Consider the following 24,941-nt stretch of genomic DNA (forward strand, 5'->3'; position numbering starts at 1 on the left):
GGAGCTCCATGTTGAAGCCCCAGCCCTCCGGGCGGCCGGAGCGCCGCCGGAGGAAGAACCATCGCAGCCGCTCCGGGCTCGCGCTCGCCGGCGTGGTGGTGCTGACCAGCAGCCTGCTCACCGCCTGCGGCATCGCCTCGGGCGACGAGGGCAAGCCCACGCTGAATTGGTACGTGAACCCCGACGGGGTGGAAACGCTGACCAAGCTGGCCGAGGAGTGCAGCACCGAGGAGTACGACATCGAGGTGCAGCTGCTGCCCTCGAGCGCGACCGACCAGCGCACCCAGCTGGCCCGGCGCCTGGCTGCCGACGACGACGCCACCGACCTGATGAGCCTCGACCCGGTCTTCCTGCCCGAGTTCGCCAACGCCGGCTGGCTGCTGGAGTTCGAGGGCGACCTGGCCGGCAAGGTCGTCGACGACGATGTCCTCGCCGGATCCGCGGAGACCGTGGAGTGGGAGGACAAGATCTACGCGGCGCCGCAGTGGGCCAACACCCAGGTGCTCTGGTACCGCAAGTCGCTCGCCGAGGCCGCCGGTCTCGACATGAGCCAGCCGGTCACCTGGGACCAGATCATCGACGCCGCCGCCAAGCACGACGGCACCGTCGGCGTCCAGGGCAACAAGTACGAGGGCCTGGTGGTGTGGATCAACGCGATGATCGAGGGGGCCGGCGGCGACATCATCACCGACACCGAGGCGGGCAAGGACGCCACGATCGAGATCGACTCCGAGGCCGGGCAGAAGGCCGCCGCGATCATCCGCAAGCTCGCCGACTCCAAGGCCGCCCAGCCCGACCTGAGCGTCTCCAACGAGGGCACCGCCTTGGCCGGGATGTACCCGCCCGAGGGTGCCGGCGAGTTCATGGTCAACTGGACGTTCGTCTACAAGAACTTCGAGCCGAACGAGACCAACGGCATCACCGAGAAGCAGTTCGAGGACCTCGGTTGGGCCCGCTACCCCGAGACCGTGAAGGGGATGGAGTCGCGGCCCCCGATCGGTGGCATCAACATCGGCGTGGGCGCGTTCACCAAGCACCCCGATTTCGCCCGCGACGCGGCGGTCTGCGTGACCAGTCCCGACGCCCAGGTCCAGCTGGCCGTGACCAGCGGCCTGATGCCGGCCCGCGCCTCGGCCTACGACGCCCCGGAGCTCAAGGAGGCCTATCCGGCCAGCCTGCTGGAGCTGTTCCAGCAGAGCATCGAGACCGGCGGCCCCCGCCCCCAGAGCGCCTTCTACTCGATGATCTCCAGCGCCATCCAGAGCAGATGGCACGCGCCGGACAACGTCGACCCCGAGTCGACGCCGGAGAAGTCGGCGCAGTTCCTGAAGGACGTCCTGCAAGGAAAGGCGCTCCTGTGACCCAGACGACGATCGCCAACCCGGCGGCAACCCCGAAGGCCCCCAAGGGCCGCCCCGAGGTCAGTGACCGCTCCCGCGCGGAGAACCGGCTCGGCCAGCGGCTCGTCCTTCCCGCGATCCTGGTGATGCTCCTGGTCACCGCCTTCCCGATGCTGCGGGCCCTGTACCTGTCGCTGTTCGACTACTCCCTGACCGCGCCCGAGGACCGCGAGTTCATCGGGCTGTCCAACTACCTCACCGCGCTGACCGACCCGCTGTTCTGGCAGACCACCGCGGTCACCGTGCTCTACATGGTCGTGACCGTGGCCGTCGAGCTCGTGATCGGGTTCGCGTTCGCGCTGGTCATGCACCGGGTGATCTTCGCCCGGGGCGTGATCCGGACCTCGATCCTGATCCCCTACGGCATCATCACCGTCGTCTCGGGCTTCGCCTGGCAGTTCGCGTTCAGCAGCACCAACGGCTTCGTCAACGAGTGGCTGCCGTTCATCAGCGACTCGTTCAACTGGTTCGGCGAGACCGCGCCCGCGATGATCGCGATCATGGTCTCGGAGATCTGGAAGACCACGCCGTTCATGTCGCTGCTGCTGCTGGCCGGACTCGCCCAGGTCTCCGAGGACATGGTCGAGGCGGCCAAGGTCGACGGTGCCACCTGGTGGCAGCGGATGTGGAAGGTGGTCCTGCCCAACATGCGCGCCGCGATCATGGTGGCGGTGCTGTTCCGGGCCCTGGACGCCTACCGCATCTTCGACAACATCTTCGTGATGACCGCCGGAGCCCAGCGCACCGAGTCGATCAGCTTCCTGACCTACCGCCAGACCATCGAGCAGTTCCAGCTCGGCATCGGCTCGGCGCTCTCGGTGCTGCTGTTCCTCTCGGTGCTGCTCATCGCGTTCTTGATCGTCAAGCTGTTCAAGGTCGATCTGGCCCAGGCCAGGCAGGAGTCGTGACAATGAGAAAAGTCGGAATCGCCCTCGGCTGCCTGCTGATCCTGGCCTGGTGCCTGCTGCCGGTGGCCTGGATCATCTCGCTGTCCTTCAAGTCCCAGGAGTCGATCACCAACGGCAACCCGGGCTTCTTCCCCGCCGAGGGGACCAGCGCCGGGTGGCAGAACTACATCGACGTCTGGGACAACGAGCAGTTCCGCCGGGCCATCTTCAACTCCATCGGGATCTCGTTGATCGCGACACTGCTCTCGGTCATCGTCGCCACCCTGGCGGCGTACGCGATCGCCCGCCTGGAGTTCAAGGGCAAGAAGTTCGTGCTGACGATGGCGCTGGCGATCGCGATGTTCCCGGTCGTCTCGCTGGTCGGCCCGCTGTTCGACATGTGGCGCGCCTTCGGCCTCTACGACACCTGGCCGGGCCTGATCATCCCCTACATGTCCTTCACGCTGCCGCTGGCGATCTGGACCCTGTCCGCCTTCTTCCGCGAGATCCCGTGGGAGATGGAGCAGGCGGCCCAGGTCGACGGCGCCACGTCGTGGCAGGCCTTCCGCAAGGTGATCGTGCCGCTCGCGGCGCCGGGCGTCTTCACCGCGGCCATCCTGACGTTCTTCTTCGCGTGGAACGACTTCGTCTTCGGGATCTCGCTGACCTCGACCGAGGCCGCCCGGCCGATCCCGGCCGCACTGTCCTTCTTCGTCGGCAACGACCCGTTCAACCGGCCGGCCTCGCTGCTGGCCGCGGGAGCCGTCATCGCGACGATCCCGATCGTGCTCATCGTCCTGATTTTCCAGCGCAAGATCGTGGCCGGGCTGACGTCCGGCGCGGTGAAGGGGTGACTCCGTGGCTGCCATCCAGCTCAAGAACATCGTGAAGAAGTACGGCGACGGCTTCCCCGCGGTCAACGACGTCTCCATCGACATCGCCGACGGGGAGTTCGTGATCCTGGTCGGGCCCTCGGGATGCGGCAAGTCCACGCTGCTGCGGATGATCGTCGGCCTGGAGGACATCACCTCCGGCGACATGATCATCGGCGACCGCCGGGTCAACGACCTCGCCCCGCGGGAGCGGAACCTGGCGATGGTCTTCCAGAACTACGCGCTCTACCCGCACCTGAGCGTCTACGAGAACATCGCCTTCCCGCTGCGCCTGGCCAAGATGGACGACAAGACCGTCGACGCGAAGGTCCGCGAGGCCTCCAAGACCCTGGAGCTCGACGAGCACCTGGACCGCAAGCCCGGCAACCTCTCGGGTGGTCAGCGTCAGCGGGTGGCGATGGGCCGCGCGATCGTGCGCGACGCGGACGCGTTCCTCTTCGACGAGCCGCTGTCCAACCTCGACGCGAAGCTGCGCGGGCAGATGCGCACCGAGATCTCCCGGCTGCAGAAGAAGCTCGGCATCACCACGGTCTACGTCACCCACGACCAGACCGAGGCGATGACGCTGGGCGACCGGGTCGCGGTGCTCAAGCGGGGTCTGCTCCAGCAGCTGGCCACCCCGCGCGAGCTCTACACCAACCCGGGCAACCTGTTCGTGGCCGGCTTCATCGGCTCCCCGCCGATGAACTTCCTGCCGGCCACGGTCCGCGGCACCACCGTCGAGCTGCCGTTCGGCCAGGTGGAGATCCCCGCGGACAAGGCGAAGCGGGCCGAGGGCCGGGGACTGCTGATCGCCGGCATCCGCCCCGAGCACTTCAACGACGCCTCGGTCGTCGACCCCGCCAAGCAGCGCGGCTCGACGTTCCGGGCCCAGGTCGACGTGGTGGAGTGGCTGGGCAACCAGGCCTACGCCTACGTCCCGTTCGAGGCGCCCCCGGAGGTGCAGGCCCAGCTCGATCAGCTCGAGCGCGACCTGGACGGGGAGTCGCTGCGCACCCAGATGGTGGTCTCGCTGGACGGGGCCAGCACCATCGCCGAGGGCGACGACGCCGAGATCTGGGTCGACTCCTCCAAGATGCACCTCTTCGACCCCGAGACCGGCGAGAACCTCACCCTCGACGTCGAGCACGCGGGCCACATCCCGGCGCTGATGACCGAGGCCGACCCCGCGCAGCAGCGTGAGCGCGAGCACGCCATCACCGAGCAGCAGACGGCTCCGGAGGACACCCCCGCCTGAGCGACGATCAGCCCCGCCACCGCCCGTCGGCGGTGGCGGGGCTGTCTGCTCGACTCAGGCCTTGCGCAGGCGCTTGGGGCGCGGCTCGCCGGGCATCCGCTTGCGGCTCACCGTCACCCCGCCCATCAGCGCGATGCCGCGCACCCGCACCAGCGGGGACCCGGGGCCGATCTCGGGCTCGACCTTGGAGCGCACCAGGTCGAAGCCGCCCATCACGCCGTGGCCCTCGACGGAGACCTGGGTCCACTGGTTGACCACGATGTCGATGCCGCCCATCACCGCGTTGGCGTTGATCACCACCTCCATGCTGGCGAACCGGGCCTGACGCAGGTCCAGGGTGATGCCGCCCATCAGCGTGAACGCGGTGTGGGTCGGGCCGACCTCCCAGGGCCCCTTGCGGTCCTGCCCGCTCAGCACCGCCAGGCTGGCGTCGTGACGCGGGAGGTAGCCGCCGGGCGGCAGCGGGACGGCCGGGCCGGGCGGTGGTGGCGGCACGGCGGGCGCGCCGCCGCGCTGGGCGGCGGCCGGGGCCTGGCCGGGCAGGTCCGCGACGATCGGGACGAGGTCGGCGTAGACCTTCGCGCCGTACGTCGCCTCGAGACGCTCGTCGAGCTCGTCGAGCTCGAGGCGCCCCTCGCCGGCGGCCTCACGAAGGAACTCGGCCACCTGATGACGATCGGCGTCCGAGATCCGCAGCTGTGCCGGGTCGTTCACCCACGGCCCTGGTCCCTCCATGGGCCCCACCCTAACGACCGGCGATCACTGTGGCACCGTTCACACCACTGTCCGGCCCCTGCGCGGCGACGGCGCGCGCTCTGGGCTAATCTCACGAGCCGTGAGCACTGCTGCCGGCCCCGGGCCCGAGTTCCGCTACTCCGATCTCCTCCCCCTCGGCGAGGACCCCACGCCGTACCGGCTGGTCACCACCGACGGCGTCTCCACCTTCGAGGTGGGCGGGCGGACCTTCCTCCAGGTCGAACCGGAGGCGATCCAGCGGCTCACCGCCGAGGCGATGCACGACATCGCGCACTACCTGCGCCCCGCGCACCTGGCGCAGCTGCGCCGGATCATCGACGACCCCGAGTCCTCTGGCAACGACCGCTTCGTGGCGCTCGACCTGCTCAAGAACGTCAACATCTCCGCCGGCGGCGTGCTGCCGATGTGCCAGGACACCGGCACCGCGATCGTGATGGGCAAGAAGTCCGAGGGCGTGCTCACCCACGCCGACGACGGCGAGGCGATCAGCCGGGGCGTCTACGACGCCTACACCGAGCTGAACCTGCGCTACTCCCAGCTCGCCCCGCTCACCACCTACGAGGAGAAGAACACCGGCACCAACCTGCCGGCGCAGATCGAGATCTACTCCACCCCGCAGACGAGCGGGAAGCCGGAGTACAAGTTCCTCTTCATGGCCAAGGGCGGCGGCTCGGCGAACAAGTCGTTCCTGTTCCAGGAGACCAAGGCGATCCTGAACCCCGAGCGGATGCTGAGCTTTCTCGACGAGAAGATCCGCTCGCTGGGCACCGCCGCCTGCCCGCCGTACCACCTGGCGGTGGTGATCGGCGGCACCTCGGCCGAGTTCGCCCTGAAGACCGCGAAGTACGCCTCCGCGCACTACCTCGACAACCTGCCCACCGAGGGCTCGATGGACGCCCACGGCTTCCGCGACCTCGAGCTGGAGGAGCAGGTCTTCAAGCTGACCCAGTCCTTCGGGATCGGCGCCCAGTTCGGCGGCAAGTACTTCTGCCACGACGTGCGCGTGGTCCGTCTGCCCCGCCACGGCGCGTCCTGCCCGGTCGCGATCGCGGTGTCCTGCTCGGCGGATCGTCAGGCGCTGGGCAAGATCACCCCCGAGGGCGTGTTCCTCGAGCAGCTGGAGACCGACCCGGCGCAGTACATGCCCGACGCCGGTGTCGCCGAGGACATCTCCGGCGGCGCGGTCGTCGCCATCGACCTGAACCAGCCGATGAGCGAGATCCTCGCCGAGCTGCGCAAGCACCCGGTCAAGACGCGGCTCTCGCTGAGCGGTCCGCTGGTGGTGGCCCGCGACATCGCGCACGCCAAGATCAAGGAGCGCCTCGACGCCGGTGAGGAGATGCCGGCCTACCTCAAGGACCACCCGGTCTACTACGCCGGACCGGCCAAGACGCCGCAGGGGATGGCCTCGGGCTCGTTCGGCCCGACCACGGCCGGGCGGATGGACTCCTACGTGGAGCAGTTCCAGGCGGCCGGCGGCTCGATGGTGATGCTCGCCAAGGGCAACCGCTCCAAGGTGGTCACCGAGGCCTGCCACGCCCACGGCGGCTTCTACCTCGGCTCGATCGGCGGCCCGGCGGCTCGGCTGGCCCAGGACTGCATCCGCAGCCAGGAGGTCCTGGAGTACCCCGAGCTCGGGATGGAGGCGGTCTGGAAGATCGAGGTCGAGGACTTCCCCGCGTTCATCGTCGTCGACGACAAGGGCAACGACTTCTTCACCGACCCCTCCGGCGCCGTCACCGTCCCGGTCACCGGACTGCGGGTGCGCTCCGCGCAGCTCTGACCCCCCGCGATCGCAGGCCGGAGGCGACGGACGAGTATCCGTGCTCATGCCCGGGACCCGCAGGAGCATCATCCTGGGCTCATGACTCACGCCGCCCGCGTCCGCCTCGCTCCCTACCGCCTGCTGAGCTTCTCGCTCTGGGCCTGTGTCGGTATCGGCATGCTCGTCGCCACGCTCGGCCTCTGGGCCATCGGAGACGACGCCTCGGCGCAGGGCGAGGAGTGGGATGGCCTGGGCCTGTTCCTGGGCGCAATCATGATGGTCGGCGGGCTGCTGTGGTCGCTCCCGCACGGGATCCTGGCGCTCTGGCTCGCCCGGGCCAGGCGGCGCGGTCGGCCCTTGGCGGGGGTCGGCTCTGCGAGCGTCGTCCTGGCCGGCGCGATGCTGCTCCTGCTGCTCCTGTACGTGGCAGGAGGCGGCGCCGAGCTCAGGACCCTCCTCGTGCCCGTCTGTGGAAGCGCACTCGTTCTAGTGGCGGGGGCTCTCGTTCTCGCCGGCCGCACGCACCGGTAGTCCCCGCCGGGTCACTGTCGGCGGGGAACCGGTCCGGCGTCAGGAGCCCTGGACGTCCGACTTCACGCTCTGGGCCGACGACGTGCCCTCCTCCTGCACACGCTGGGCGGAGTCCTGGGCGGCGCCCTTGACCTCCTGCGCCGCCTCGGCGGCCGAGTCCTTCAGCTGCTCGCCCACCTCCTGGCCCATCGACTTGGCGCCCTCCACGAGCGGCTGCGCCTGCTCGACCAGGCGCTGAGCGGCCTGAGTCTCGGTGTCGCTGGCGGGCAGCAGCGCGGAGAGGAGCATCCCGGCGCCGAAGGCGACCAGGCCGGCGGCCAGCGGGCTGCCCTCGAACCTCTCCTCGGCGCTGCTCATCGCGTCCTGGGCGGTGCCCTTGACGCTGTCGGCGGTGCCCCGGACGCTGCCGGCCGCCCCCGAGGCGGAGCCGCCGGCGCTGCTGCGGGCGCTCTCCGCGGTGCCCATCAACCGACTCTTCATCGACTGCACGCGGCCACGGGCGGCTGCCTTGCGCCGTTCGACGATGGCGGACGGGCTGACCCGGTCCTGCAGCGCGTCGAGGTCGGCGGCCAGCGAGTCCCTGGTGCCGGCGATGTCCTGGTTCAGCTCTTCTGTGCTCGCGCCCATTGCGCGTCCTCCTTCAGGCTCTGCTGCGTTTCGGGCAGCTGCGGGTTGCTCTCCTGGAGTGCCTTCCGGCCGGTGAGGGCCAGGACGGCGGCGACGATGCCCCAGACGACCGTGACGATCAGGGCCGCCAGCTCGATGGGCATCCAGTTGTCGAGCAGGAACATCAGGGTCAGTGAGACGAAGATCAGCAGGAGGAGGCCGGCCACGCCGGCGCCGCCGAGCAGGCCGGCGCCCTTGCCCGCCTTGGCGAACTCCTCCTTCATCTCCGTCTTCGCCAGCTCCATCTCCTGGCGGATGAGCGTGGTCAGGCTGCTGGTGACGTCGCTGACGATCTCGCCGATGCTGCGCTCGTCGCCGGCGCCGCGAGGCTCCGGCTCACCGGTGTACGACGGGTTCGTGACCTCGACGTGGCCCCCTGGGGGGTTGATCGGGCTGCTCACGAGCGGGTACCTCCGCTCAGACCCTCCTCGCCGGGCGCGGCGCCGGGCGAGGTCGGCCCCCCGTAGAGCCCGGTCCCGCTCTCCGGCGCCCCGATGACGGGGTCGCTCGCCGGGTCCATCGTCTGCTGACCGTGCGTGACCGGGGCAGCCAGCGGCGCGCCCGGCGTGGGCACGACCGGCTCGAAGCCGCCGCCCGAACCGGGGAGGGCGGAGGGTCCGGAGGTCTGGGCCGCCTTCGCCCCGCGGGCCACCCGTCCCGCCACCACGCCGGCCGCGAGCGCGCCCAGCAGGAAGGTGCCGGGGCGGCGCCGCGCGAAGCCACGCAGGTCGTCGAGGATCTCGTTGGGCTCGCGGCCGTCGAGGCGCGAGCTGATCGCCCGGGCTCGCTGCGCGAACTCGCGGGCGAGGTCGGTGGCCAGTCCGCCGCCCTCGCTCTGCTCGGCCATCTGGTCGAGGTCGTCGCCCAGGCTGCGCAGCGTGCTGACCAGCCGATCGCGCTGGGAGCGCGACTGCTCGTCGACCTGCGCGAGCGCCTGGTCGACCAGACCGCGCGCCTGGCTGATCGCCTCCGAGGCGACGTTCTGGGCCTCGTCCTTGGCGACGCCCGCGACGTGCTTGCCCTCGTCGGCGGCCGTGGAGGCGGCGTCCTGTGCTCTTTCCTTGGTGCTCGGGGTGCTGGTCATCGTTTCTCCAATTCACAGATGGGGGCGCTGCTCGCCTCTCCTCGCTGGGAGGGCCGGCCCACGCACGCCCCGGGTTCGCGTGGGCCCTCAGTCCTCCGAGGCCTGGTCGCCCTCGCGCGGCCGGCCGTGCTTGGGCGGAGCGTCCGGGCCCGCAGTCCCCTCCTGGGGGCGCTGCGAGTCGAGGTCGGTGGGATAGCCGGCGGTGGCGTCCTCCGGCGAGATGGGGTCGTTGGCCTCACTTGCCGGTCCCAGTCCCGACACCTCGGAGACCTGCTTGTCGGACTTGTCGTGCGCGCTCATTGCTTCCTCCTCGTCGGTGGCGTGGGCGGGAGGTACCCGAACGCATTGCCGCCCATGCGGTCGGCTCCACGCCACTCGTCCCACCTGGGTCGAAGATGGGCCAAGATGGGACCGTGGAACACGTCGAGATCGCCCGAGCCGAGTCCGAGCGCGGCGAGCTGGTGCTGCGCGAGAGGCGCGTCGCCGGAGCCCCGGCGGTGCTCGAGCTGCGCGCCAACGGGATCTTCGTGATGGACACCCTGGAGACCAGCAGCGAGCGGGCTCTGGCCCACGCCGCGCTGCGCCTGGCCGGGCGGGTCGAGCACGTGCTCGTCGGCGGCCTGGGGCTCGGTTTCACCATGCACGAGGTGCTCGCCGACAGCCGGGTGGAGCGGTGCACGGTCGTCGAGATCGAGCCGATGCTCGTCGACTGGATGCGCGACGGCACCATCCCGCACGGGCCCGGCCTGCTCGCCGACCAGCGGATCCGGCTGGTGGTCAGCGACGTCGCCGCCGCCCTGGTGGAGGCCGGGGACGCGTCGTACGACCTGGTGCTGCTCGACGTCGACAACGGCCCCGGCTACCTGGTGCACGCCACCAACGCCGTGATCTACCAGCCTCCGCTGCTCACCGCGGCCCGGCGCGCGATCCGCCCCGGGGGGACGCTGGTGATCTGGTCGGCCTCGCCGTCCAGCGAGCTGGAGGCGGTGCTGGCCAAGGTCTTCGGCAACGTCGAGGCGCACGGGTACGACGTCCGGCTGCAGGGCCGCGACGAGCAGTACTGGCTCTACCTCGCACGGGCCTGACCTCTGCGCGCAGCCGCGGCCTTGGGGAGCCCGGTCGTGGGTACTGTCCGGACATGAGCGAGCACAGTGACAACCGCATCGAGCACAGTGACAACCGCATCGAGCACAGTGACAACCGCATCGAGCACAGTGACTACCGCATCGAGCACGACTCCATGGGCGAGGTCCGCGTCCCCAAGGACGCCCTGTGGCGCGCCCAGACCCAGCGCGCGATCGAGAACTTCCCGATCAGCGGCGCCACCCTGGAGCCTCGTCACCTGCAGGCGATCGCCCGGGTCAAGGCCGCGGCGGCCGCCGTCAACGCCGAGCTCGGGGTGATCTCCGGCGAGCAGGCCGCGGCGATCCGGGCAGCGGCCGCGGAGGTGATCGCGGGTCGCCACGACGACCAGTTCCCGCTCGACGTCTTCCAGACCGGGTCCGGGACCAGCTCGAACATGAACATGAACGAGGTGCTGGCCTCGCTGGCGGCCCGGGCCGGGGTCGAGGTCCATCCCAACGACCACGTCAACGCCAGCCAGTCCTCCAACGACACCTTCCCCACCTCGATCCACGTGGCGGCCGCGCTGGGCGTGGCCGAGGACCTCCAGCCCGCGCTGGGGGTGCTCGCCGCCAGCCTGGAGGCGAAGGCCGAGGAGTTCGCCGGCCTGGTGAAGTCCGGGCGCACCCACCTGATGGACGCCACCCCGGTGATGCTCGGCCAGGAGTTCGGGGGCTACGCCGCGACGATGCGCTACGCGCTCGAGCGGCTCGACTCCGTGCTGCCCCGGGTGCGCGAGCTGCCGCTGGGCGGCACCGCCGTGGGCACCGGGATCAACACCCCGCCGGGCTTCGCCGCCCGGGTGATCGAGATCGTCTCCGAGGAGTCCGGCCAGGAGTTCACCGAGGCCCGCGACCACTTCGAGGCTCAGGGCGCGCGTGACTCCCTGGTCGAGCTCAGCGGCGTGCTGCGCACGATCGCGGTCGGGCTGACCAAGATCTGCAACGACCTGCGCTGGATGTCCAGCGGCCCCACCACGGGTCTGGCCGAGATCCACCTGCCCGACCTGCAGCCGGGCTCGAGCATCATGCCGGGCAAGGTCAACCCGGTGCTGCCGGAGGCCACGCTGATGGTCTGCGCGCAGGTGATCGGCAACGACGCCACGATCGCGCACGCCGGCGCCAGCGGCAGCTTCGAGCTGAACGTGATGATGCCGGTGATGGCCAGCAACCTGCTGGAGTCGATCCGGCTGCTGTCCACCTCGACGGTGCTGCTGGCGCACCGGTGCGTGGACGGCATCACCGCCGATGCCGAGCGGATGCGCCGCTACGCCGAGTCGTCGCCCTCGGTGGTCACGCCGCTGAACAAGTACATCGGCTACGAGAACGCCGCGAAGGTGGCCAAGAAGGCGCTGGCCGACGGCGCCACCATCCGCGAGACGGTGGTCGCGATGGGCTTCCTCGAGCGCGGCGAGCTCACCGAGGAGCAGCTCGACGCCGGGCTCGACGTGGAGTCGATGACCCACCCCTGACCCGGCGGCGGCCGCCCGGAACTAGTGGGTCAGTACCAGTTGTTCGCCTGCTTGAACGACCAGGCGCTGCACGGGGTGCCGTAGCGGTCCGCGATGTAGCCCAGGCCCCAGCGGATCTGGGTGACCGGGTTGGTCGCCCAGTCCGCGCCGGCTGAGGCCATCTTCTCGCCGGGCAGCGCCTGCGGGATCCCGTACGCCGAGCTGGTGGGGTTGTCGGCGTCCACGCGCCAGTTGCTCTCGCTGACGTAGAGCGAGTCGAGGCACTGGAACTGCCCGGCGGAGAAGCCGAACTCCCCGAGCAGGGCCCGGGCGATGTCGCGCGGGTCGTCGTCGGCGAGGGTCTCCGCGCCGGTGACCGCGCGGCCGTTCGCGGGGGTGAGGGCCGCCTCCTTGACCGGGTCGGCGCCCTCACGGCGGTCCGAGCGAGTCGCGACCTCCGTGTTGCGCTCGGCGAGCTCGGCGTCGGTGAAGGCGCCGTCCTCCGGGTTCTCGGTGTCCTCGGGAGGGGTCTGGGCGGCCACCGTGGTGATGCGCTCGGACTCGGAGCCGGCGGTGAGCACTCCCCCGGCGACCGACGCCCCGGTCGCCGCGACCGCGACGGAGGAGAAGAGCAGTGAGTTGCGCAGGACGAGCTTGGGAGTCTGTCCCAGCGGGGGTCGGGCGGGGGCCCGACGGTGCTTGGGGACGTGCTTCTCGGGCTTGGTCAAGGTGGGTGCTCACGGGTCGGCTACAGGGGGACGACCGGGAGCTGACCCCCGGCCACCAGCCACCTTGCATCCTCCAAGCAGTGACCGCAAACCGAACCGCGCTCTGCGGACGGGTGAAATCCGCCACGCTGCGCCCCGCTGGCCACATCTGTCCCACGAGTGCTCGAGAGCCACACCGGCCCCGGCGGGGCCGGGGCCGGCGGCGCCCTCAGAGCGTGACGTTCTCCAACATCTCGGTGACCAGGGCGGCGACCGGGGACCGCTCGGAGCGGGTCAGCGTGACGTGCGCGAAGAGCGGATGCCCCTTGAGCTTCTCGACCACCGCGACGATGCCGTCGTGGCGCCCCACCCGCAGGTTGTCGCGCTGCGCGACGTCGTGGGTGAGCACGACCTTGGACCCGGCGCCGATGCGCGAGAGCACCGTGAGCAGCACGTTGCGCTCCAGCGACTGGGCCTCGTCGACGATCACGAACGCGTCGTGCAGCGAGCGCCCCCGGATGTGGGTCAGCGGGAGCACCTCCAGCATGCCCTGGGCGAGCACCTCGTCGATCACCTCGCGCGAGGTGATCGCGCCCAGGGTGTCGAAGACCGCCTGACCCCACGGCGACATCTTCTCCGACTCCGAGCCGGGCAGGTACCCCAGCTCCTGTCCCCCGACCGCGAAGAGCGGACGGAACACCACGACCTTCTTGTGCTGCCCGCGCTCGAGCACCGCCTCCAGCCCGGCACAGAGCGCCATCGCGGACTTGCCGGTGCCCGCCCGCCCGCCCAGCGAGACGATGCCGACCTCGGGGTCGAGGAGCATCTCCAGCGCGATCCGCTGCTCGGCCGAGCGGCCGTGCACGCCGAACGCCTCCCGGTCGCCGCGGACCAGGTGCACCTGCTTGTCCGGGCCGACCCGGCCCAGCGCGGTACCGCGCTCGGAGAGCAGCACCAGCCCGGTGTGGCAGGGCAGGTCCCGGGCGGCCTCCAGGGCCAGCGCCCCGTCCTCGTACAGCTCGTCGAGCTCGGCGGCGCCCAGGTCGATCTCGGCCATCCCGGAGTAGCCGGTGTCGGACTCGTTGATCGCCTCGGCGCGGTACTCCTCGGCGTCCAGCCCCACCGCGGAGGCCTTGATCCGCAGCGGCAGGTCCTTGGAGACCAGGGTCACCGCGTCCCCCTCGTCGGCGAGGTTGCGGGCGACGGCGAGGATCCGGGTGTCGTTGTCCCCCAGCCGGAAGCCCGAGGGCAGGGCGTCGGCGTCGGTGTGGTTGAGCTCCACGCGCAGGGTGCCACCGGCGTCGCCGATCGGGACCGGCTGGTCCAGGCGGCCGTGCTGGACGCGCAGCTCGTCGAGGGCGCGCAGCGCCGCGCGGGCGAAGAAGCCCAGCTCCGGGTGGTGGCGCTTGCCCTCGAGCTCGGTGATGACCACCACCGGCAGCACGACCTCGTGCTCCTCGAAGCGGCGCAGCGCGCCCGGGTCGGCCAGCAGGACGCTGGTGTCGAGCACGTAGGTGCGGATCGGCTCTGAGGTGTCGCTGGCACTGCGCGTCGTCGCCATGGTCTTACCCCTCACGGACCGGCACGTGCACTCCTCGCCCCGGCCCTAGCTCATGCAGACGGACCGGGAGGACGCCGACGGGCCGGAGTGCCGGCCCCTCCGCGCACACCAGCCAGGCTGAGGTGCGCAAGAGTCGTGCTCGGACACGTTCGGGCCTTCCGGTGGCGGCGAGCTTCCCCACTCGCCGGTCCTTCGACGGTACGCCGCGACCGCACCGCGCAAGCGCGACACGCCCGCACGCGGGGTGAATGTTGCGTTACGGCGTGATCTCGCTCTCAGTGTAGGCCGAGGCGGGTCGTCACGCGCCGAAGCGGCGCTCCCGCTCGGCGTAGGCACGCAGGGCGCGCAGGAAGTCGACGCGGCGGAAGTCGGGCCAGAACGCCTCGCAGAAGTAGAACTCCGACTTCGCGCTCTGCCAGAGCAGGAAGCCGCCGAGCCGCTGCTCGCCGGAGGTGCGGATCACCAGGTCCGGGTCGGGCTGACCGCGGGTGTAGAGGTGTGCGGAGATGTCGTCGACGTCCAGGGTGTGTGCGATCTCCTCGATCGGGGTGCCCCGGTCGGCGTGCTCGAGGAGCAGCGAGCGGACCGCATCGGCGATCTCGCGCCGACCGCCGTAGCCGACCGCGATGTTGACCAACATGCCGTCCACGTCGCGGGTGTCCTCGGCCGCCTTCTTCAACCGGGTCGCGGTCGCGGCGGGGAGCAGGTCCTGGGCCCCGACCGGGTTCAGTCGCCAGCGCCGCTCGTCGGCCAGTGAGGCGACCGCCTCCTCGATGATCGCGAGCAGCGGCTCGAGCTCGGAGGGGGCGCGGTTGAGGTTGTCGGTGGAGAGCAGCCACAAGGTGACGACCTCGATGCCGACCTCCTCGCACCAGCCCAGCAGCGGCTCGATGTTGGCCGCTCCGGCCCGGTGGCCGTGGGCGGTGTCCGCCCCGACCGCCTTGGCCCAGCGCCGGTTGCCGTCGAGCATCACGCCCACGTGCTTGGGCAGCTTGTCGTGCGGGAGCCGGCGGACCATCCGTGCCTCATAGGCCGGGTAGAGCACCCGTCGAAGCCCGCTCTTCCAGTCCGCCACCCGACCGATGTTACCGGCGTGACGCGACGCCCATCACGCGAACCGCGGGACCCGGAATCGAGGCGTGACCAGGCTCGCACCCGAGGGCGCCCCATCGGCGTTTTGCCGAACCTACGGTTGGGTAGGTTAGGACCCATGGAACACCCCCGCCTCTCCGAGATCCGTCATGACGCCGGGGACCACCTGCGCGAGGCGATCGCCGAGATCAAGCCCAAGCTGCGCGGTTGGCTGCACCTGGTCACCGTTCCCGCGACGCTTGCGGCCGGGATCGTGCTGATCGCCCTCTCGCCCACCGCCGCCACCAAGATCGGCTCGGCGGTCTTCATCGGCTCGGCGATGATCCTGTTCACGGTCTCCGCCATCTACCACCGCGGGACCTGGTCCCCGCGGACGTGGGCCTTCCTGCGCCGCTTCGACCACTCCAACATCTTCATCCTGATCGCCGGCTCGTACACGCCGTTCAGCCTGCTGCTGCTCGAGGGCACCCAACGCACCACGCTGCTGGTCGTGGTCTGGAGCGGCGCCATCCTGGGCGTCCTGTTCCGGGTCTTCTGGACCAACGCCCCGCGATGGCTCTACACACCCATCTACATCGCCCTGGGCTGGGCCGCGGTGTTCTTCATCCCGGCGATGGCCGACGGCGCGCGGGCGCTGGGCACCGGTGGGGTCGCCGCGCTCGTCCTGGTGATCGTGGGCGGACTGCTCTACACGTTCGGGGGCGTGGTCTACGGCCTGAAGCGGCCCGACCCGTGGCCGCAGTGGTTCGGGTTCCACGAGATCTTCCACACCCTGACCATCCTGGCCTTCGCCGCCCACTACGTGGGCGTCTCCCTGGCCACCTACGCCCTGCGGTAGTCGCGACCGACCCCGGCGCGGGCCCTCACCGGAAGCGGGCCGCGAAGCGTCCGGGCGTCATGGCGGTGACCCGGCGGAAGTCGCGGGTGAAGTGCGCCTGGTCGGCGTAGCCCAGCTGGGCGGCGAGCTCGGCCAGCGTCTCGTCCCCGACGCGCAGCCGCTCGGCGGCCTCCTGCAGCCGACGGCGCTGGATCAGCCACTTCGGGCTCAGGCCGGTACGGCGCCGCAGCAGCCGCTGGAGCCCGCGCTCGCTGAGCCCGAACCGCTCGCAGAGCTGGTCCACCCGCCGCAACCGGGGGTCCTGCTCGACGTGGGCCACGATCTCGTTGACCAGCAGCCCCTCGTCGTCGAGCGGGAGATGGGCGCGCAGCAGGTCCGCGCACGCCGCCATCGCCTCCACCCGCGGGCCGGGCAGCTCGGGGTCCGCCGCCATCGCCGCCCGCACCCGGGCCGCGAGCCGCGCCCCGGGCTCACCCAGCGCCACCGCGAGCTCGTCGTACCGGTCGGTCCAGCGCTGCACCGAGCCGCCGACCAGCAACGCCCCGGTCGCGGGCTGCAGCATCATCCCGAGCGCCCAGCCGGTGCCGGTCAGCGTGGTCGAGGACAGACCCGAGACCACCCCGTAGAGGCGCGCGTAGGCGGGCGTGACGACGATCAGGCAGACCGGGTACTGCAGCACCTGCTGCGTGGACTCCGCCCCGGCGGGCACCGACCAGACCGGGACCCAGAAGCGCTGCACCAGGTCGTCCAGCCCGTCCGGAGCCGGGTAGCGGTCGATGCGCCAGGAGCGGTCGGCCGGGTCCACGAGGTGGGCCCGCTCTACCGGGTCGAGGCGATTGTCGGATTTCATCAATCCCAGAGTGACGTATGTCACCTACCCTCGCCATATGGACACCTCCACCACCTCGCCCCTCTCCCCCACCGACCCCCCGGCCTCGACGCAGAGCTTCCTGCGGCTCACCGGCCCCTTCGGCGCGGTCTGCGAGCAGCTGCCGGCCGGCGCCTGGGCCCAGCCCTCCCCGTGCGACGGCTGGACCGCGCACGACGTGCTGCGCCACGTGATGGGCACCGAGCGCGACTTCCTCGCCCCGCACGGCGTGGACCTGCCCGACCCCTTGCGCGACGCCGACCCGGTCGCGGCCTGGCGCGACCACGCCACGGCGCTCACCGAGGCGCTCGCCGACCCGGCCCTGGGCAACCGCGAGTACGACGGCCACTTCGGCCGGACCACGGTGGGCGACTCCCTGCTGCGCTTCTACGGCTTCGACCTCGTGGTGCACCGCTGGGACCTGGCCCGCTCGGCCGGGCTGGACGAGCGCCTCTCCGAGGATGAGCTGGACTTCGTCGAGGCTTGCGCGGCCGGCTACGGCGACGCCCTGCACTCCGAGGGGGTCTGCCGAGCCGACGTGGAGGCCGCCGACGACGCCGATCGCCAGGCGCGGCTGCTCGCGCTGCTGGGGCGCCGCGCCTGAGGGCGGCTACAGGTCGCGCAGCGGCTCGTCGGCCAGTGGCTCCTTGCTGCGGGTCAGGTTGACCACCGCCGCGATCAGTCCGCCCCACAGGACCACCATCGCCAGCACCATCATCGCGATCGCGTCCGCGCTCATCCTCGCGCCTCCTTCGTGAGTCCGTCGGTGTGGCCGGGAGCGTCCAGGTCGTCCGGCGGGGCACCCAGCGGGGTGTCCTTCTTCCAGGGCAGCGCGGTGAGCACGCCGGCGACCACGATCACGCCCACCACCGCCCCCCAGCCGAACAACAGGATCATCCAGGTCGGGTACTCCCCGTAGGAGTCCCGCACCTCGTCGTAGAGCTCCTGGCCGAGGATCAGCGCCAGCACCACCGGCACCACGACCGCGACCAGTGCCCACCACCAGCCGCCCAGGCGGACCGATCCGGTGCGGTTGAGGTGCGCCTCGAGCGAGGGCAGCAGCCGCAGCACCCAGGCCACCACCGCGATGCTGACGATGGCCACCAGCAGGATGCCGAACTTGTTGATGAAGTTGTCCACGATGTCGAGCGCGTGCAGGCCGCTGGTGGTGCTGAACAGGAACACGCTCACCACGGCCGCCGGCAGGCCGACCAGCAGCACCGCGGTGATCCGGCGCAGCTCGAACTTGTCGCGCACCGCGGCCACCACGACCTCCAGGACGCTGACCAGCGAGGTGAATCCGGCCAGCACCAGGGAGGCGAAGAAGAGCACGCCGATCAGTGCGCCCGCCGGCGCCTCGGAGATGATCGTCGGGAACGCGACGAAGGCGAGCCCGATCCCGTTGGCGGCGACGTCCTCCACGCCGACCCCCTGGGCCTGGGCGATGAAGCCCAGCGCCGCGAACACGCCGATGCCGGCGAGCAGCTCGAAGCCGGAGTTGGCGAAGCCCACGACCAGGCCCGAGCCGCTCATGTCGGTGCGCCGCCCGACGTAGGAGGCGTAGGTGATCATGATGCCGAAGCCGATCGAGAGCGAGAAGAAGATCTGCCCGTAGGCGGCCGTCCACACCGAGGCGTGGCCCAGCGCGGACCAGTCGGGCGAGAACAGCGCGTCGAGGCCCTCGGCCGCCCCGGGCAGGAACAGGGCCCGGACGACGAGGGCGCCGAACGCGAGCACGAGGACGGGGATGAACACCACCGCCATCGAGCCGAGCCCGCGCTGGACGCCGAGGGCCATCACCACCAGCGTCGCCACCCAGACCAGCAGCAGCGGCACCAGGACGCCGGCCACGAAGTCCGTGCTCACCTCGAAGGCGCCGACCTCGAGGAACTCCGTCTCGAAGAAGGTCCCCGGGTCCTCGCCCCAGGCCTCGTCGACCGAGAAGAGCATGTAGCGCACCGCCCACGCGATGATCACCGCGTAGTAGAGGGCGATCACCGTGCAGATGCCCGCCTGCCACCAGCCGATGGCCTCGGCCCGCCCCCCGGCCCGCCGGAAGGACAGCGGCGCGGAGCCGCGGTAGCGGTGGCCGATGGCGTAGTCCAGCAGCAGGAACGGGATGCCCGCGCTCAGCAGCGCGATCAGGTAGGGCAGCACGAACGCGCCGCCGCCGTTCTCGTAGGCGACGTAGGGGAAGCGCCAGATGTTGCCCAGCCCGACGGCGGAGCCGATCGCGGCCAGGATGAACACGCGGCGCGAGCTGAACGCGCCGCGGCGCTGCTCGTGCGCCTCGGCGGTTGCCGGTCGGTCGGTCACGACTCCTCCTGAGATCGGGTGTGATCCCCAGAGCATGCTGCACCCTCGCGCCCGCGCGCCACCAGCCCCCCGTCGTTACGAGGGGTCATCGAGTGCTCTCGGGTGCCGCGTTACGGTGGACGCCATGGCCACCTTCGAGCTGACCGTCGACAACTTCGAGACCACCGTCCAGAGCAACGACATCGTGTTCGTCGACTTCTGGGCCTCCTGGTGCGCCCCATGCCGGCAGTTCGCCCCCACCTACGAGGCGGCGTCCGAGGCGAACCCGGACATCAGGTTCGGGTCGGTGAACACCGAGGAGCAGCAGGAGCTCGCCGGCGCGGCACGGATCTCCTCGATCCCGACGCTGATGGCGTTCCGGGAGGGGATCCTGGTCTTCTCCCAGCCCGGGGCGCTCCCGCCGGAGGCCCTCGACCAGCTGATCGAGGGGGTCCGCGGCCTCGACATGGACGAGATCCGTCGCGAGGTCGCCGCCCAGAGCGCGGCGGAGTCCGCCGACGACGCCGAGGACCGCCGGCGCGCCTGAGTCTGCGCGGCGTACGGCTGCCTGGTGCGCGTCGTACGACGCGGAGCCGGGCTCAGGCGCGGGGGTCGCGGCCCGTCGTGCCGTCCACGCCCGTCGCCTGCTCCTCGGAGGCCGGCTCGTCGGTCTCGGCGGGGGGCGGCGCGTCGTCGTAGCGCCCGGCCTCCCAGGCTCCCTGGACCTTGCGCATCTGCTTGACCAGCGAGAACGCCAGGACCACCACCGCGAGGCCCAGGCCGATCCAGATCGCGAACGCCGTCCAGCCCGCCTTCACGTCCTCGGGCTCGGGACCCTCCTCGGCGAGGATCGAGAGCAGGGTCAGGCTGTGCACGATCAGGACGTCCATGTCGTCCAGTGTCGCAGGCGGCTCCACACGCCGTACCGGCAGGAGCCGGACCCGGTGACCGGGCTCTCAGCCCTCGGGGGTGATCCCGGCGAAGAGGTCGTCCTCGGGGGTCGGCGCGATCACGTGGCTCGCGACCAGCTCGTAGTCCTCGGTCGGCCACGCCGCCTGGTGCACCTCCAGCGGGCAGGCGAACCAGGGTCCGTCAGGGTCGATCTGCGTGGCGTGGGCCAGCAGCGCCTGGTCGCGCACCGCGAAGTACTCCGCGCACGGCACCCGGGTGGTGATCCGGGCGTCCCACTCCGGCTCGGGCTCCCAGGTCTCCAGCCGCTTGGTGTACGGCGAGGTCAGCCCGCGCCGCACCATCTCGTCGTGCAGCGCCTGGGTCCGGGGCCGGTTGAACGTGTGGTGGTAGTAGAGCTTCAGCGGCTGCCAGGGCTCGCCGGCGTCCGGGTACCGCTCGGGGTCGCCGGCCGCCTCGAACGCCGCCACCGAGACCTTGTGGCACATCACGTGGTCGGGGTGGGGGTAGCCGCCGCGCTCGTCGTAGGTGGTGAGCACGTGCGGGCGGAACTCGCGGATCAGCCGGACCAGCCGCTCGGCGGCCTCCTCCACGGGCACCAGCGCGAAGCAGCCCTCGGGCAGCGGCGGCGGCGGGTCGCCCTCCGGCCAGCCCGAGTCGACGAAGCCCAGCCAGTCCTGGCGGACCCCGAGGATCTCGCGCGCCGCGTCCATCTCCTGGCGGCGCACCTCGGTGATGTCGGCGAGGATCTCGGGCCGGTCCATCTTGGGGTTCAGGATCGAGCCGCGCTCCCCGCCGGTGCAGGTGACGACGTGCACGTCGACACCCTCCGCGACGTACTTCGCCGTCGAGGCCGCCCCCTTGCTGGACTCGTCGTCGGGGTGGGCGTGCACGTGCATCAGGCGCAGGCCAGCGCGGGGGTGGTTCGGCATGCGGCGATTCTAGGTGGGATCATGCAAGGGTGAACCAGCAGCGTGACCAGCGCCGAGACACCCTGGCGCAGGACCCCGTCCTCGCCGAGCGGTACGGCCGGCGCGCGTTCTCGCGCCGCACCGTCGTGCTGCTCGCCGTGACGGTGCCGATCATCGCCGTGATCGCCTTCATGGCGGCCTGGGCCGGCTACGACTCCGCGAGCCCGGAGGTGAAGTCCAACCAGCTGACCTTCGAGGTCGTCGACGAGCACACCGCGCGCACCACGGTGCAGGTGGAGATGGACGACGACGTCGAGGCGCAGTGCCGGGTGCGCGCGATCGCCGCGGACAAGACGTCGGTCGGCGACCTCGCCTTCACCCCGGTCCGGGGCCGCAACGACGTGGTGATCCGCACCGAGCGGCGCGCCACGTCGGTCGAGCACCTGGGCTGCACCACCGCGGACCAGAACCGCGCGCGCTGAGCCCCGGCGAGCGCTCGAGGGGTTCGAAAACCGGGCGGGCGCGTCGTGGACCGCCCGAATGCCCGGTTCCTTGCTAGTCTGGCTCTTTCCCTCAATGTCCCGCAGGGCCGCCCAGGAGACTGGCTCGTGCAGCCGACGGAGCTCGCACGATGTGCCCGCCGCCGTTGCCGCACCCGCAGGTATCCCCACGCCCGGCACGAGCAACCAGACGAGACAACCAGGCGCGACGACCTCGCACCTGTGAATCACGGCAGGAGTACCGATGACGCAGTCCACCGAACACACGACCGTCTGGCTGACCCAGGAGGCGCACGACAAGCTCCGGGTCGAGCTGGAGAACCTCAAGGGGCCGGTCCGCCAGGAGGTCGTCGCCAGGATCGCGGCCGCCCGCGACGAGGGCGACCTGAAGGAGAACGGCGGCTACCACGCAGCGCGCGAGGAGCAGGGCAAGCTCGAGGGTCGGATCCTGCAGCTCGAGGACATGCTCCGCCGTGCCGAGGTCGGCGAGACGCCCCCCGACGACGGCGTCGTCGAGCCCGGGATGCTCGTCACGATCCGCTTCGAGGGCGACGACGAGACCGAGGAGTTCCTGCTCGGCGCACGCGAGATCGAGGAGGGCGACCTGGTCGTCTACTCCCCCCAGTCCCCGATGGGCACCGCCATCAACGGCGCGTCGAAGGGCGACAAGGTCGCCTACACCGCGCCCAACGGCAAGCAGCTACAGGTCGAGATCATCGACGCGGTCCCCTACACGGGCTGAGCGGGGGCTACTCGACGACGCGGTAGCCGCTGGCGCGCAGCCGGGCGAGCACCTGCTCGGCGTGCGCCTGCCCGCGGGTCTCCAGCTCGATGCGCACCTCGACCTCGTCGAGGTGCAGCTGCGGGGAGACCCGCCCGTGCACGACCTCGAGCACGTTGGCGCCCGCGTCGGCGAGGTCGATGAGCAGTCCGGCCAGACCGCCGGGGTGGTCGCGGATCTGGACGCCTAGGGTCAGGAAGCGGCCCGCGGCGGCCAGCCCGTGCCGGATCACCTTGCCCAGCAGCAGCGGGTCGATGTTGCCGCCCGAGAGGATCGCCACCGCCGGTGTCCGGTAGGCCGACGGGTCGTCCAGCAGCGCCGCCACGGCCGCCGCGCCGGCCGGCTCGACGACCAGCTTGGCGCGCTCCAGCAGCGCCAGCAGGGCCCGGGAGAGCGACTCCTCGGAGACCGTGACGACGTCGTCGACGTAGCGTCGTACGGCCTCGAAGGGGACCTCGCCGGGACAGCCGACCGCGATCCCGTCGGCCATCGTCAGCATGTCGCCCATCGGCACCGGACGGCCGGCGACCAGCGAGCCGGGGAACGCCGCGGCGCCCTCGGCCTGCACCGCCACGATGCGTACGTCGGGTCCCCCGGCGCGCGCGCAGCTCTCCTTGATCGCGGTCGCCACGCCGGCCGCGAGGCCTCCTCCCCCGGTGGGCACCAGGACGGTGCGCACGTCGGGAGCCTGCTCGAGGATCTCCAGGCCGCAGGTCCCCTGGCCGGCCACGATGTCCACGTGGTCGAAGGGGTGGATCAGGACCGCCCCGGTCGCCTCGGCGTACTCCTTGGCGGCGACCAGCGCCTCGTCGACGTAGCGCCCGTGGAAGACGACCTCCGCGCCGTAGCCGCGGGTGGCGTTCTCCTTGGGGATCGGCGCCCCCTCGGGCATGAACACGGTGGCGTGGATGCCGAGCAGCGACGCGGCCAGGGCCACCCCCTGGGCGTGGTTGCCGGCGCTGGCCGCGACGACGCCTCGGGCGCGCTCGGCCTCGCTGAGTCCCGCGATGCGCGTGTAGGCGCCGCGGATCTTGAATGACCCGGCCCGCTGGAGGTTCTCGCACTTGAGGCCGACCGGACCGCCGACCCGCGCGGAGAGCCAGCGCGACTCCTCCAACGGCGTCTCGACAGCCACCCCGCGCAGCAGCTCCCGGGCCGCCTCGATGTCGGCGAGGGCGACCGGCAGGCCTCCGGGTCCGGGCGGCGGCTCGGTGGGCGGGGCGTGCTCAGTCACGGTGCTCCTGCACGGTCGCGGGGCTGTGGTCGCCGACCTTGTCGGCCAGCGGGGCACCGGCGTCGTCGAAGCGCTCGACCCCGTCCGGGGGCAGGTCCTCGCGCAGCTCCTCGACCGGGTCGTCGCCGGGTCTGCCCTCATCGGAGAGGTGCAGCACCACGGCGTTGACCGCGGCGACCAGCGGCACCGCGATCAGCGCGCCGGCGATGCCGGCGACCAGGATGCCGGCGGTGATGGCCAGGATCACCCCGAGCGGGTGCACGGACACGAAGCGGCCCATCAGGAAGGGCTGCAGGATGTGGCCCTCGATCTGCTGCACCAGGATCACGCCGCCGAGCATCAGCAGGGCGGTCACCGGCCCCTGGTCGACGAGTGCCACCAGCACCGCGACCGCGCCGGCGACGGTCGCGCCGACCATCGGCACGAACGCGCCGATGAAGACCAGCACCGCGATCGCCAGCAGGAACGGGACGCCGAGGATGGCAGCCACGACCATCACCCCGATCGCGTCGACGAGCGCGACGATCACGGTGGCCCGGACGAACTGGGTCAGCGAGACCCAGGCGACCCGCCCGGAGCTGTCCAGGCGCTCACGGGCGGCGCCCGGCGCCAGCCGGACCAGCCAGGCCCAGATCCGGCCCCCGTCGGCGAGGAAGAAGAAGGTCGAGAAGAGCACGATGAAGAACGCCGCGAAGACGTTGGTCAGGGCGGTGCCGACCTCGGTCACCTGGCTGACCGCGTTGCCGTCCTTGCTCCAGTTGGCGATGCCGCGCTGGGCCTGCTCGATGTAGCTGTTGATCTGGGAGTCGCTCGCCTGCAGCGGCCCGTCCTTGAGCCAGGCGCGGATCTTGCCCAGGCCTTGGACGACCTGGTCGGCCAGCTGGGAGGAGCCGTCGGCGACCTGCTGGCCGACGAACGTGAGCAGCGCGGTGACCGCGCCGAGGCCCAGCACGATGACCAGTCCCGCGGCGAGGCCCCGAGGAAGGCCCACCCGGTGCATCGTCCGGACCGCCGGGCTCGCCAGTGCCGCGAGCAGCAGGGCGATGGCGACCGGGACCGTCACCAGGGCGAACTTGGCCGCCAGCCACAGGATCAGGTAGCCGGCCGCGGCGATCACCAGGAAGCGCCAGGCCCAGGCCGCGGCCAGGTCGAGGCCCCACGGCACCTGGGCGCGGGTGAAGTTCGACCGGCCGGTGGTGACCACGACCGGCTCGGAGCGGCGCTCGGCCCGCAGCTGCGCCCACTGCTGGGAGAGCTGCTGGGTCAGCCGCTCGGCCAGGCTCTCCTCGTCGTCGCGTGGAGCCTCGCCGAAGCGACCACGTCCGCGGGTCTTGATCAGGGGCAGCAGGGCACGCCGGCCGTCGCCGGAGCCACCGCCCTCGTGTCCCCCGTCGACTGCTGGCACACCCGGGTCGCCGGAGGTCCTGCCTCCCACCTCGTCACTCACCGGGTCA

Annotated in this window: 28 protein-coding genes; 13 read left to right on the plus strand and 15 right to left on the minus strand. The window is 71.3% G+C overall.

The features are described from left to right. Nucleotides 1–8: 8 nt before the first annotated feature. From AC6EI4_RS06985 to AC6EI4_RS07000, 4 genes are read left to right on the plus strand one after another with little or no spacing between them, the layout of a single operon-like run. Nucleotides 9–1,361 carry an extracellular solute-binding protein gene (locus AC6EI4_RS06985; protein ID WP_498451024.1) on the plus strand — a complete coding sequence of 451 codons (1,353 nt, stop codon included), beginning with the start codon at nucleotides 9–11 and terminating at the stop codon, nucleotides 1,359–1,361. Then, the gene (locus tag AC6EI4_RS06990) at nucleotides 1,358–2,308 is read left to right on the plus strand and encodes a carbohydrate ABC transporter permease (RefSeq protein WP_498451025.1); all 951 of its coding nucleotides are present in this window, start codon (nucleotides 1,358–1,360) and stop codon (nucleotides 2,306–2,308) included. Before AC6EI4_RS06985 ends, AC6EI4_RS06990 begins: the two co-directional genes overlap by 4 nt. A 2-nt stretch (nucleotides 2,309–2,310) precedes the next feature. Continuing rightward, nucleotides 2,311–3,141, plus strand: a complete 831-nt coding sequence (locus tag AC6EI4_RS06995; protein ID WP_498421362.1) for a carbohydrate ABC transporter permease — start codon at nucleotides 2,311–2,313, stop codon at nucleotides 3,139–3,141. A 4-nt stretch (nucleotides 3,142–3,145) separates the two neighbouring features. Continuing rightward, complete coding sequence (locus AC6EI4_RS07000) at nucleotides 3,146–4,417, plus strand: ABC transporter ATP-binding protein (RefSeq protein ID WP_498421361.1); 1,272 nt, start codon at nucleotides 3,146–3,148, stop codon at nucleotides 4,415–4,417. 54 nt (nucleotides 4,418–4,471) lie between these two features. Here the strand turns inward: AC6EI4_RS07000 and AC6EI4_RS07005 are convergent, their stop codons facing one another. After that, a complete protein-coding gene (locus AC6EI4_RS07005; protein WP_498421360.1) occupies nucleotides 4,472–5,152 on the minus strand; it encodes a DUF1707 SHOCT-like domain-containing protein in 681 nt (226 codons plus the stop codon). A 100-nt stretch (nucleotides 5,153–5,252) separates the two neighbouring features. Here AC6EI4_RS07005 and AC6EI4_RS07010 point away from each other — a divergent pair, with 100 nt between their 5' ends. Together AC6EI4_RS07010 and AC6EI4_RS07015 are read left to right on the plus strand one after the other, a co-directional pair. Next, on the plus strand, nucleotides 5,253–6,956 hold the full coding sequence (locus AC6EI4_RS07010; RefSeq protein WP_498421358.1) for a fumarate hydratase: 1,704 nt from the start codon (nucleotides 5,253–5,255) through the stop codon (nucleotides 6,954–6,956). Nucleotides 6,957–7,037: 81 nt separating this feature from the next. Further along, on the plus strand, nucleotides 7,038–7,469 hold the full coding sequence (locus AC6EI4_RS07015) for a hypothetical protein (RefSeq protein ID WP_498451026.1): 432 nt from the start codon (nucleotides 7,038–7,040) through the stop codon (nucleotides 7,467–7,469). A 39-nt stretch (nucleotides 7,470–7,508) separates the two neighbouring features. Here AC6EI4_RS07015 and AC6EI4_RS07020 read toward each other — a convergent pair whose 3' ends face one another. The 4 genes from AC6EI4_RS07020 to AC6EI4_RS07035 form a co-directional block, all read right to left on the minus strand. After that, nucleotides 7,509–8,096, minus strand: a complete 588-nt coding sequence (locus tag AC6EI4_RS07020) for a DUF3618 domain-containing protein (protein WP_498421356.1) — start codon at nucleotides 8,094–8,096, stop codon at nucleotides 7,509–7,511. Then, nucleotides 8,072–8,536 carry a phage holin family protein gene (locus AC6EI4_RS07025; protein ID WP_498451027.1) on the minus strand — a complete coding sequence of 155 codons (465 nt, stop codon included), beginning with the start codon at nucleotides 8,534–8,536 and terminating at the stop codon, nucleotides 8,072–8,074. The genes AC6EI4_RS07020 and AC6EI4_RS07025 overlap by 25 nt, the downstream gene beginning before the upstream one ends. Next, on the minus strand, nucleotides 8,533–9,219 hold the full coding sequence (locus AC6EI4_RS07030; RefSeq protein ID WP_498451028.1) for a hypothetical protein: 687 nt from the start codon (nucleotides 9,217–9,219) through the stop codon (nucleotides 8,533–8,535). The genes AC6EI4_RS07025 and AC6EI4_RS07030 overlap by 4 nt, the downstream gene beginning before the upstream one ends. Before the next feature lie 87 nt (nucleotides 9,220–9,306). Continuing rightward, on the minus strand, nucleotides 9,307–9,519 hold the full coding sequence (locus tag AC6EI4_RS07035) for a hypothetical protein (protein WP_498421352.1): 213 nt from the start codon (nucleotides 9,517–9,519) through the stop codon (nucleotides 9,307–9,309). Between the two features lie 113 nt (nucleotides 9,520–9,632). Here AC6EI4_RS07035 and AC6EI4_RS07040 point away from each other — a divergent pair, with 113 nt between their 5' ends. Next, nucleotides 9,633–10,304, plus strand: coding sequence for a spermidine synthase (locus AC6EI4_RS07040; RefSeq protein ID WP_498421351.1), 672 nt, complete (start codon nucleotides 9,633–9,635; stop codon nucleotides 10,302–10,304). Between the two features lie 53 nt (nucleotides 10,305–10,357). Beyond that, a complete protein-coding gene (locus AC6EI4_RS07045; protein ID WP_498451029.1) occupies nucleotides 10,358–11,812 on the plus strand; it encodes a class II fumarate hydratase in 1,455 nt (484 codons plus the stop codon). Between the two features lie 29 nt (nucleotides 11,813–11,841). On the opposite strand, the gene AC6EI4_RS07050 is transcribed toward AC6EI4_RS07045, so the two are convergent. From AC6EI4_RS07050 to AC6EI4_RS07060, 3 genes are all read right to left on the minus strand, one after another. Beyond that, nucleotides 11,842–12,519: an aggregation-promoting factor C-terminal-like domain-containing protein gene (locus AC6EI4_RS07050; RefSeq protein ID WP_498421349.1), complete on the minus strand. Its 678-nt coding sequence runs from the start codon at nucleotides 12,517–12,519 to the stop codon at nucleotides 11,842–11,844. A 208-nt stretch (nucleotides 12,520–12,727) separates the two neighbouring features. After that, nucleotides 12,728–14,059: an RNA 5'-3' helicase PhoH2 gene (gene phoH2, locus AC6EI4_RS07055; protein ID WP_498451030.1), complete on the minus strand. Its 1,332-nt coding sequence runs from the start codon at nucleotides 14,057–14,059 to the stop codon at nucleotides 12,728–12,730. Nucleotides 14,060–14,357: 298 nt separating this feature from the next. Next, entirely contained in the window at nucleotides 14,358–15,134 is a 777-nt protein-coding gene (locus AC6EI4_RS07060) for an isoprenyl transferase (RefSeq protein WP_498421347.1), read from the minus strand. 135 nt (nucleotides 15,135–15,269) lie between these two features. On the opposite strand from AC6EI4_RS07060, the gene trhA reads away from it, so the two are divergent. Next, nucleotides 15,270–15,989: a PAQR family membrane homeostasis protein TrhA gene (trhA, locus tag AC6EI4_RS07065; protein WP_498421346.1), complete on the plus strand. Its 720-nt coding sequence runs from the start codon at nucleotides 15,270–15,272 to the stop codon at nucleotides 15,987–15,989. A gap of 25 nt (nucleotides 15,990–16,014) precedes the next feature. Here the strand turns inward: trhA and AC6EI4_RS07070 are convergent, their stop codons facing one another. Continuing rightward, complete coding sequence (locus AC6EI4_RS07070) at nucleotides 16,015–16,839, minus strand: helix-turn-helix domain-containing protein (protein ID WP_498451031.1); 825 nt, start codon at nucleotides 16,837–16,839, stop codon at nucleotides 16,015–16,017. 37 nt (nucleotides 16,840–16,876) lie between these two features. Between AC6EI4_RS07070 and AC6EI4_RS07075 the strand changes: the two genes are divergently transcribed. Beyond that, a complete protein-coding gene (locus AC6EI4_RS07075; protein ID WP_498451032.1) occupies nucleotides 16,877–17,461 on the plus strand; it encodes a TIGR03086 family metal-binding protein in 585 nt (194 codons plus the stop codon). A 6-nt stretch (nucleotides 17,462–17,467) separates the two neighbouring features. Here the strand turns inward: AC6EI4_RS07075 and AC6EI4_RS07080 are convergent, their stop codons facing one another. Both AC6EI4_RS07080 and AC6EI4_RS07085 read right to left on the minus strand, forming a co-directional pair. Continuing rightward, nucleotides 17,468–17,596 (minus strand): methionine/alanine import family NSS transporter small subunit, encoded by a 129-nt coding sequence (locus AC6EI4_RS07080; protein WP_498421343.1) that lies wholly within the window; start codon nucleotides 17,594–17,596, stop codon nucleotides 17,468–17,470. Continuing rightward, entirely contained in the window at nucleotides 17,593–19,173 is a 1,581-nt protein-coding gene (locus AC6EI4_RS07085; RefSeq protein ID WP_498451033.1) for a sodium-dependent transporter, read from the minus strand. Before AC6EI4_RS07085 ends, AC6EI4_RS07080 begins: the two co-directional genes overlap by 4 nt. A 124-nt stretch (nucleotides 19,174–19,297) precedes the next feature. Here AC6EI4_RS07085 and AC6EI4_RS07090 point away from each other — a divergent pair, with 124 nt between their 5' ends. Next, complete coding sequence (locus AC6EI4_RS07090) at nucleotides 19,298–19,699, plus strand: thioredoxin family protein (RefSeq protein ID WP_498421339.1); 402 nt, start codon at nucleotides 19,298–19,300, stop codon at nucleotides 19,697–19,699. 52 nt (nucleotides 19,700–19,751) lie between these two features. On the opposite strand, the gene AC6EI4_RS07095 is transcribed toward AC6EI4_RS07090, so the two are convergent. Continuing rightward, the gene (locus AC6EI4_RS07095) at nucleotides 19,752–20,042 is read right to left on the minus strand and encodes a hypothetical protein (protein WP_498421337.1); all 291 of its coding nucleotides are present in this window, start codon (nucleotides 20,040–20,042) and stop codon (nucleotides 19,752–19,754) included. Nucleotides 20,043–20,108: 66 nt separating this feature from the next. Then, nucleotides 20,109–20,993, minus strand: a complete 885-nt coding sequence (gene mca, locus AC6EI4_RS07100; RefSeq protein ID WP_498421335.1) for a mycothiol conjugate amidase Mca — start codon at nucleotides 20,991–20,993, stop codon at nucleotides 20,109–20,111. A gap of 29 nt (nucleotides 20,994–21,022) precedes the next feature. On the opposite strand from mca, the gene AC6EI4_RS07105 reads away from it, so the two are divergent. Continuing rightward, nucleotides 21,023–21,454: a DUF4307 domain-containing protein gene (locus AC6EI4_RS07105; protein ID WP_498421333.1), complete on the plus strand. Its 432-nt coding sequence runs from the start codon at nucleotides 21,023–21,025 to the stop codon at nucleotides 21,452–21,454. Nucleotides 21,455–21,716: 262 nt separating this feature from the next. Beyond that, nucleotides 21,717–22,214: a transcription elongation factor GreA gene (greA, locus tag AC6EI4_RS07110; protein ID WP_498421331.1), complete on the plus strand. Its 498-nt coding sequence runs from the start codon at nucleotides 21,717–21,719 to the stop codon at nucleotides 22,212–22,214. Nucleotides 22,215–22,221: 7 nt separating this feature from the next. Here the strand turns inward: greA and ilvA are convergent, their stop codons facing one another. Both ilvA and AC6EI4_RS07120 read right to left on the minus strand, forming a co-directional pair. Further along, nucleotides 22,222–23,487 (minus strand): threonine ammonia-lyase, encoded by a 1,266-nt coding sequence (ilvA, locus tag AC6EI4_RS07115; protein ID WP_498451034.1) that lies wholly within the window; start codon nucleotides 23,485–23,487, stop codon nucleotides 22,222–22,224. Then, a complete protein-coding gene (locus AC6EI4_RS07120; protein WP_498421328.1) occupies nucleotides 23,480–24,934 on the minus strand; it encodes an AI-2E family transporter in 1,455 nt (484 codons plus the stop codon). Before AC6EI4_RS07120 ends, ilvA begins: the two co-directional genes overlap by 8 nt. Between the last annotated feature and the right edge of the window lie 7 nt (nucleotides 24,935–24,941).

The organism is Nocardioides sp. Z43_10, from assembly GCF_059766615.1.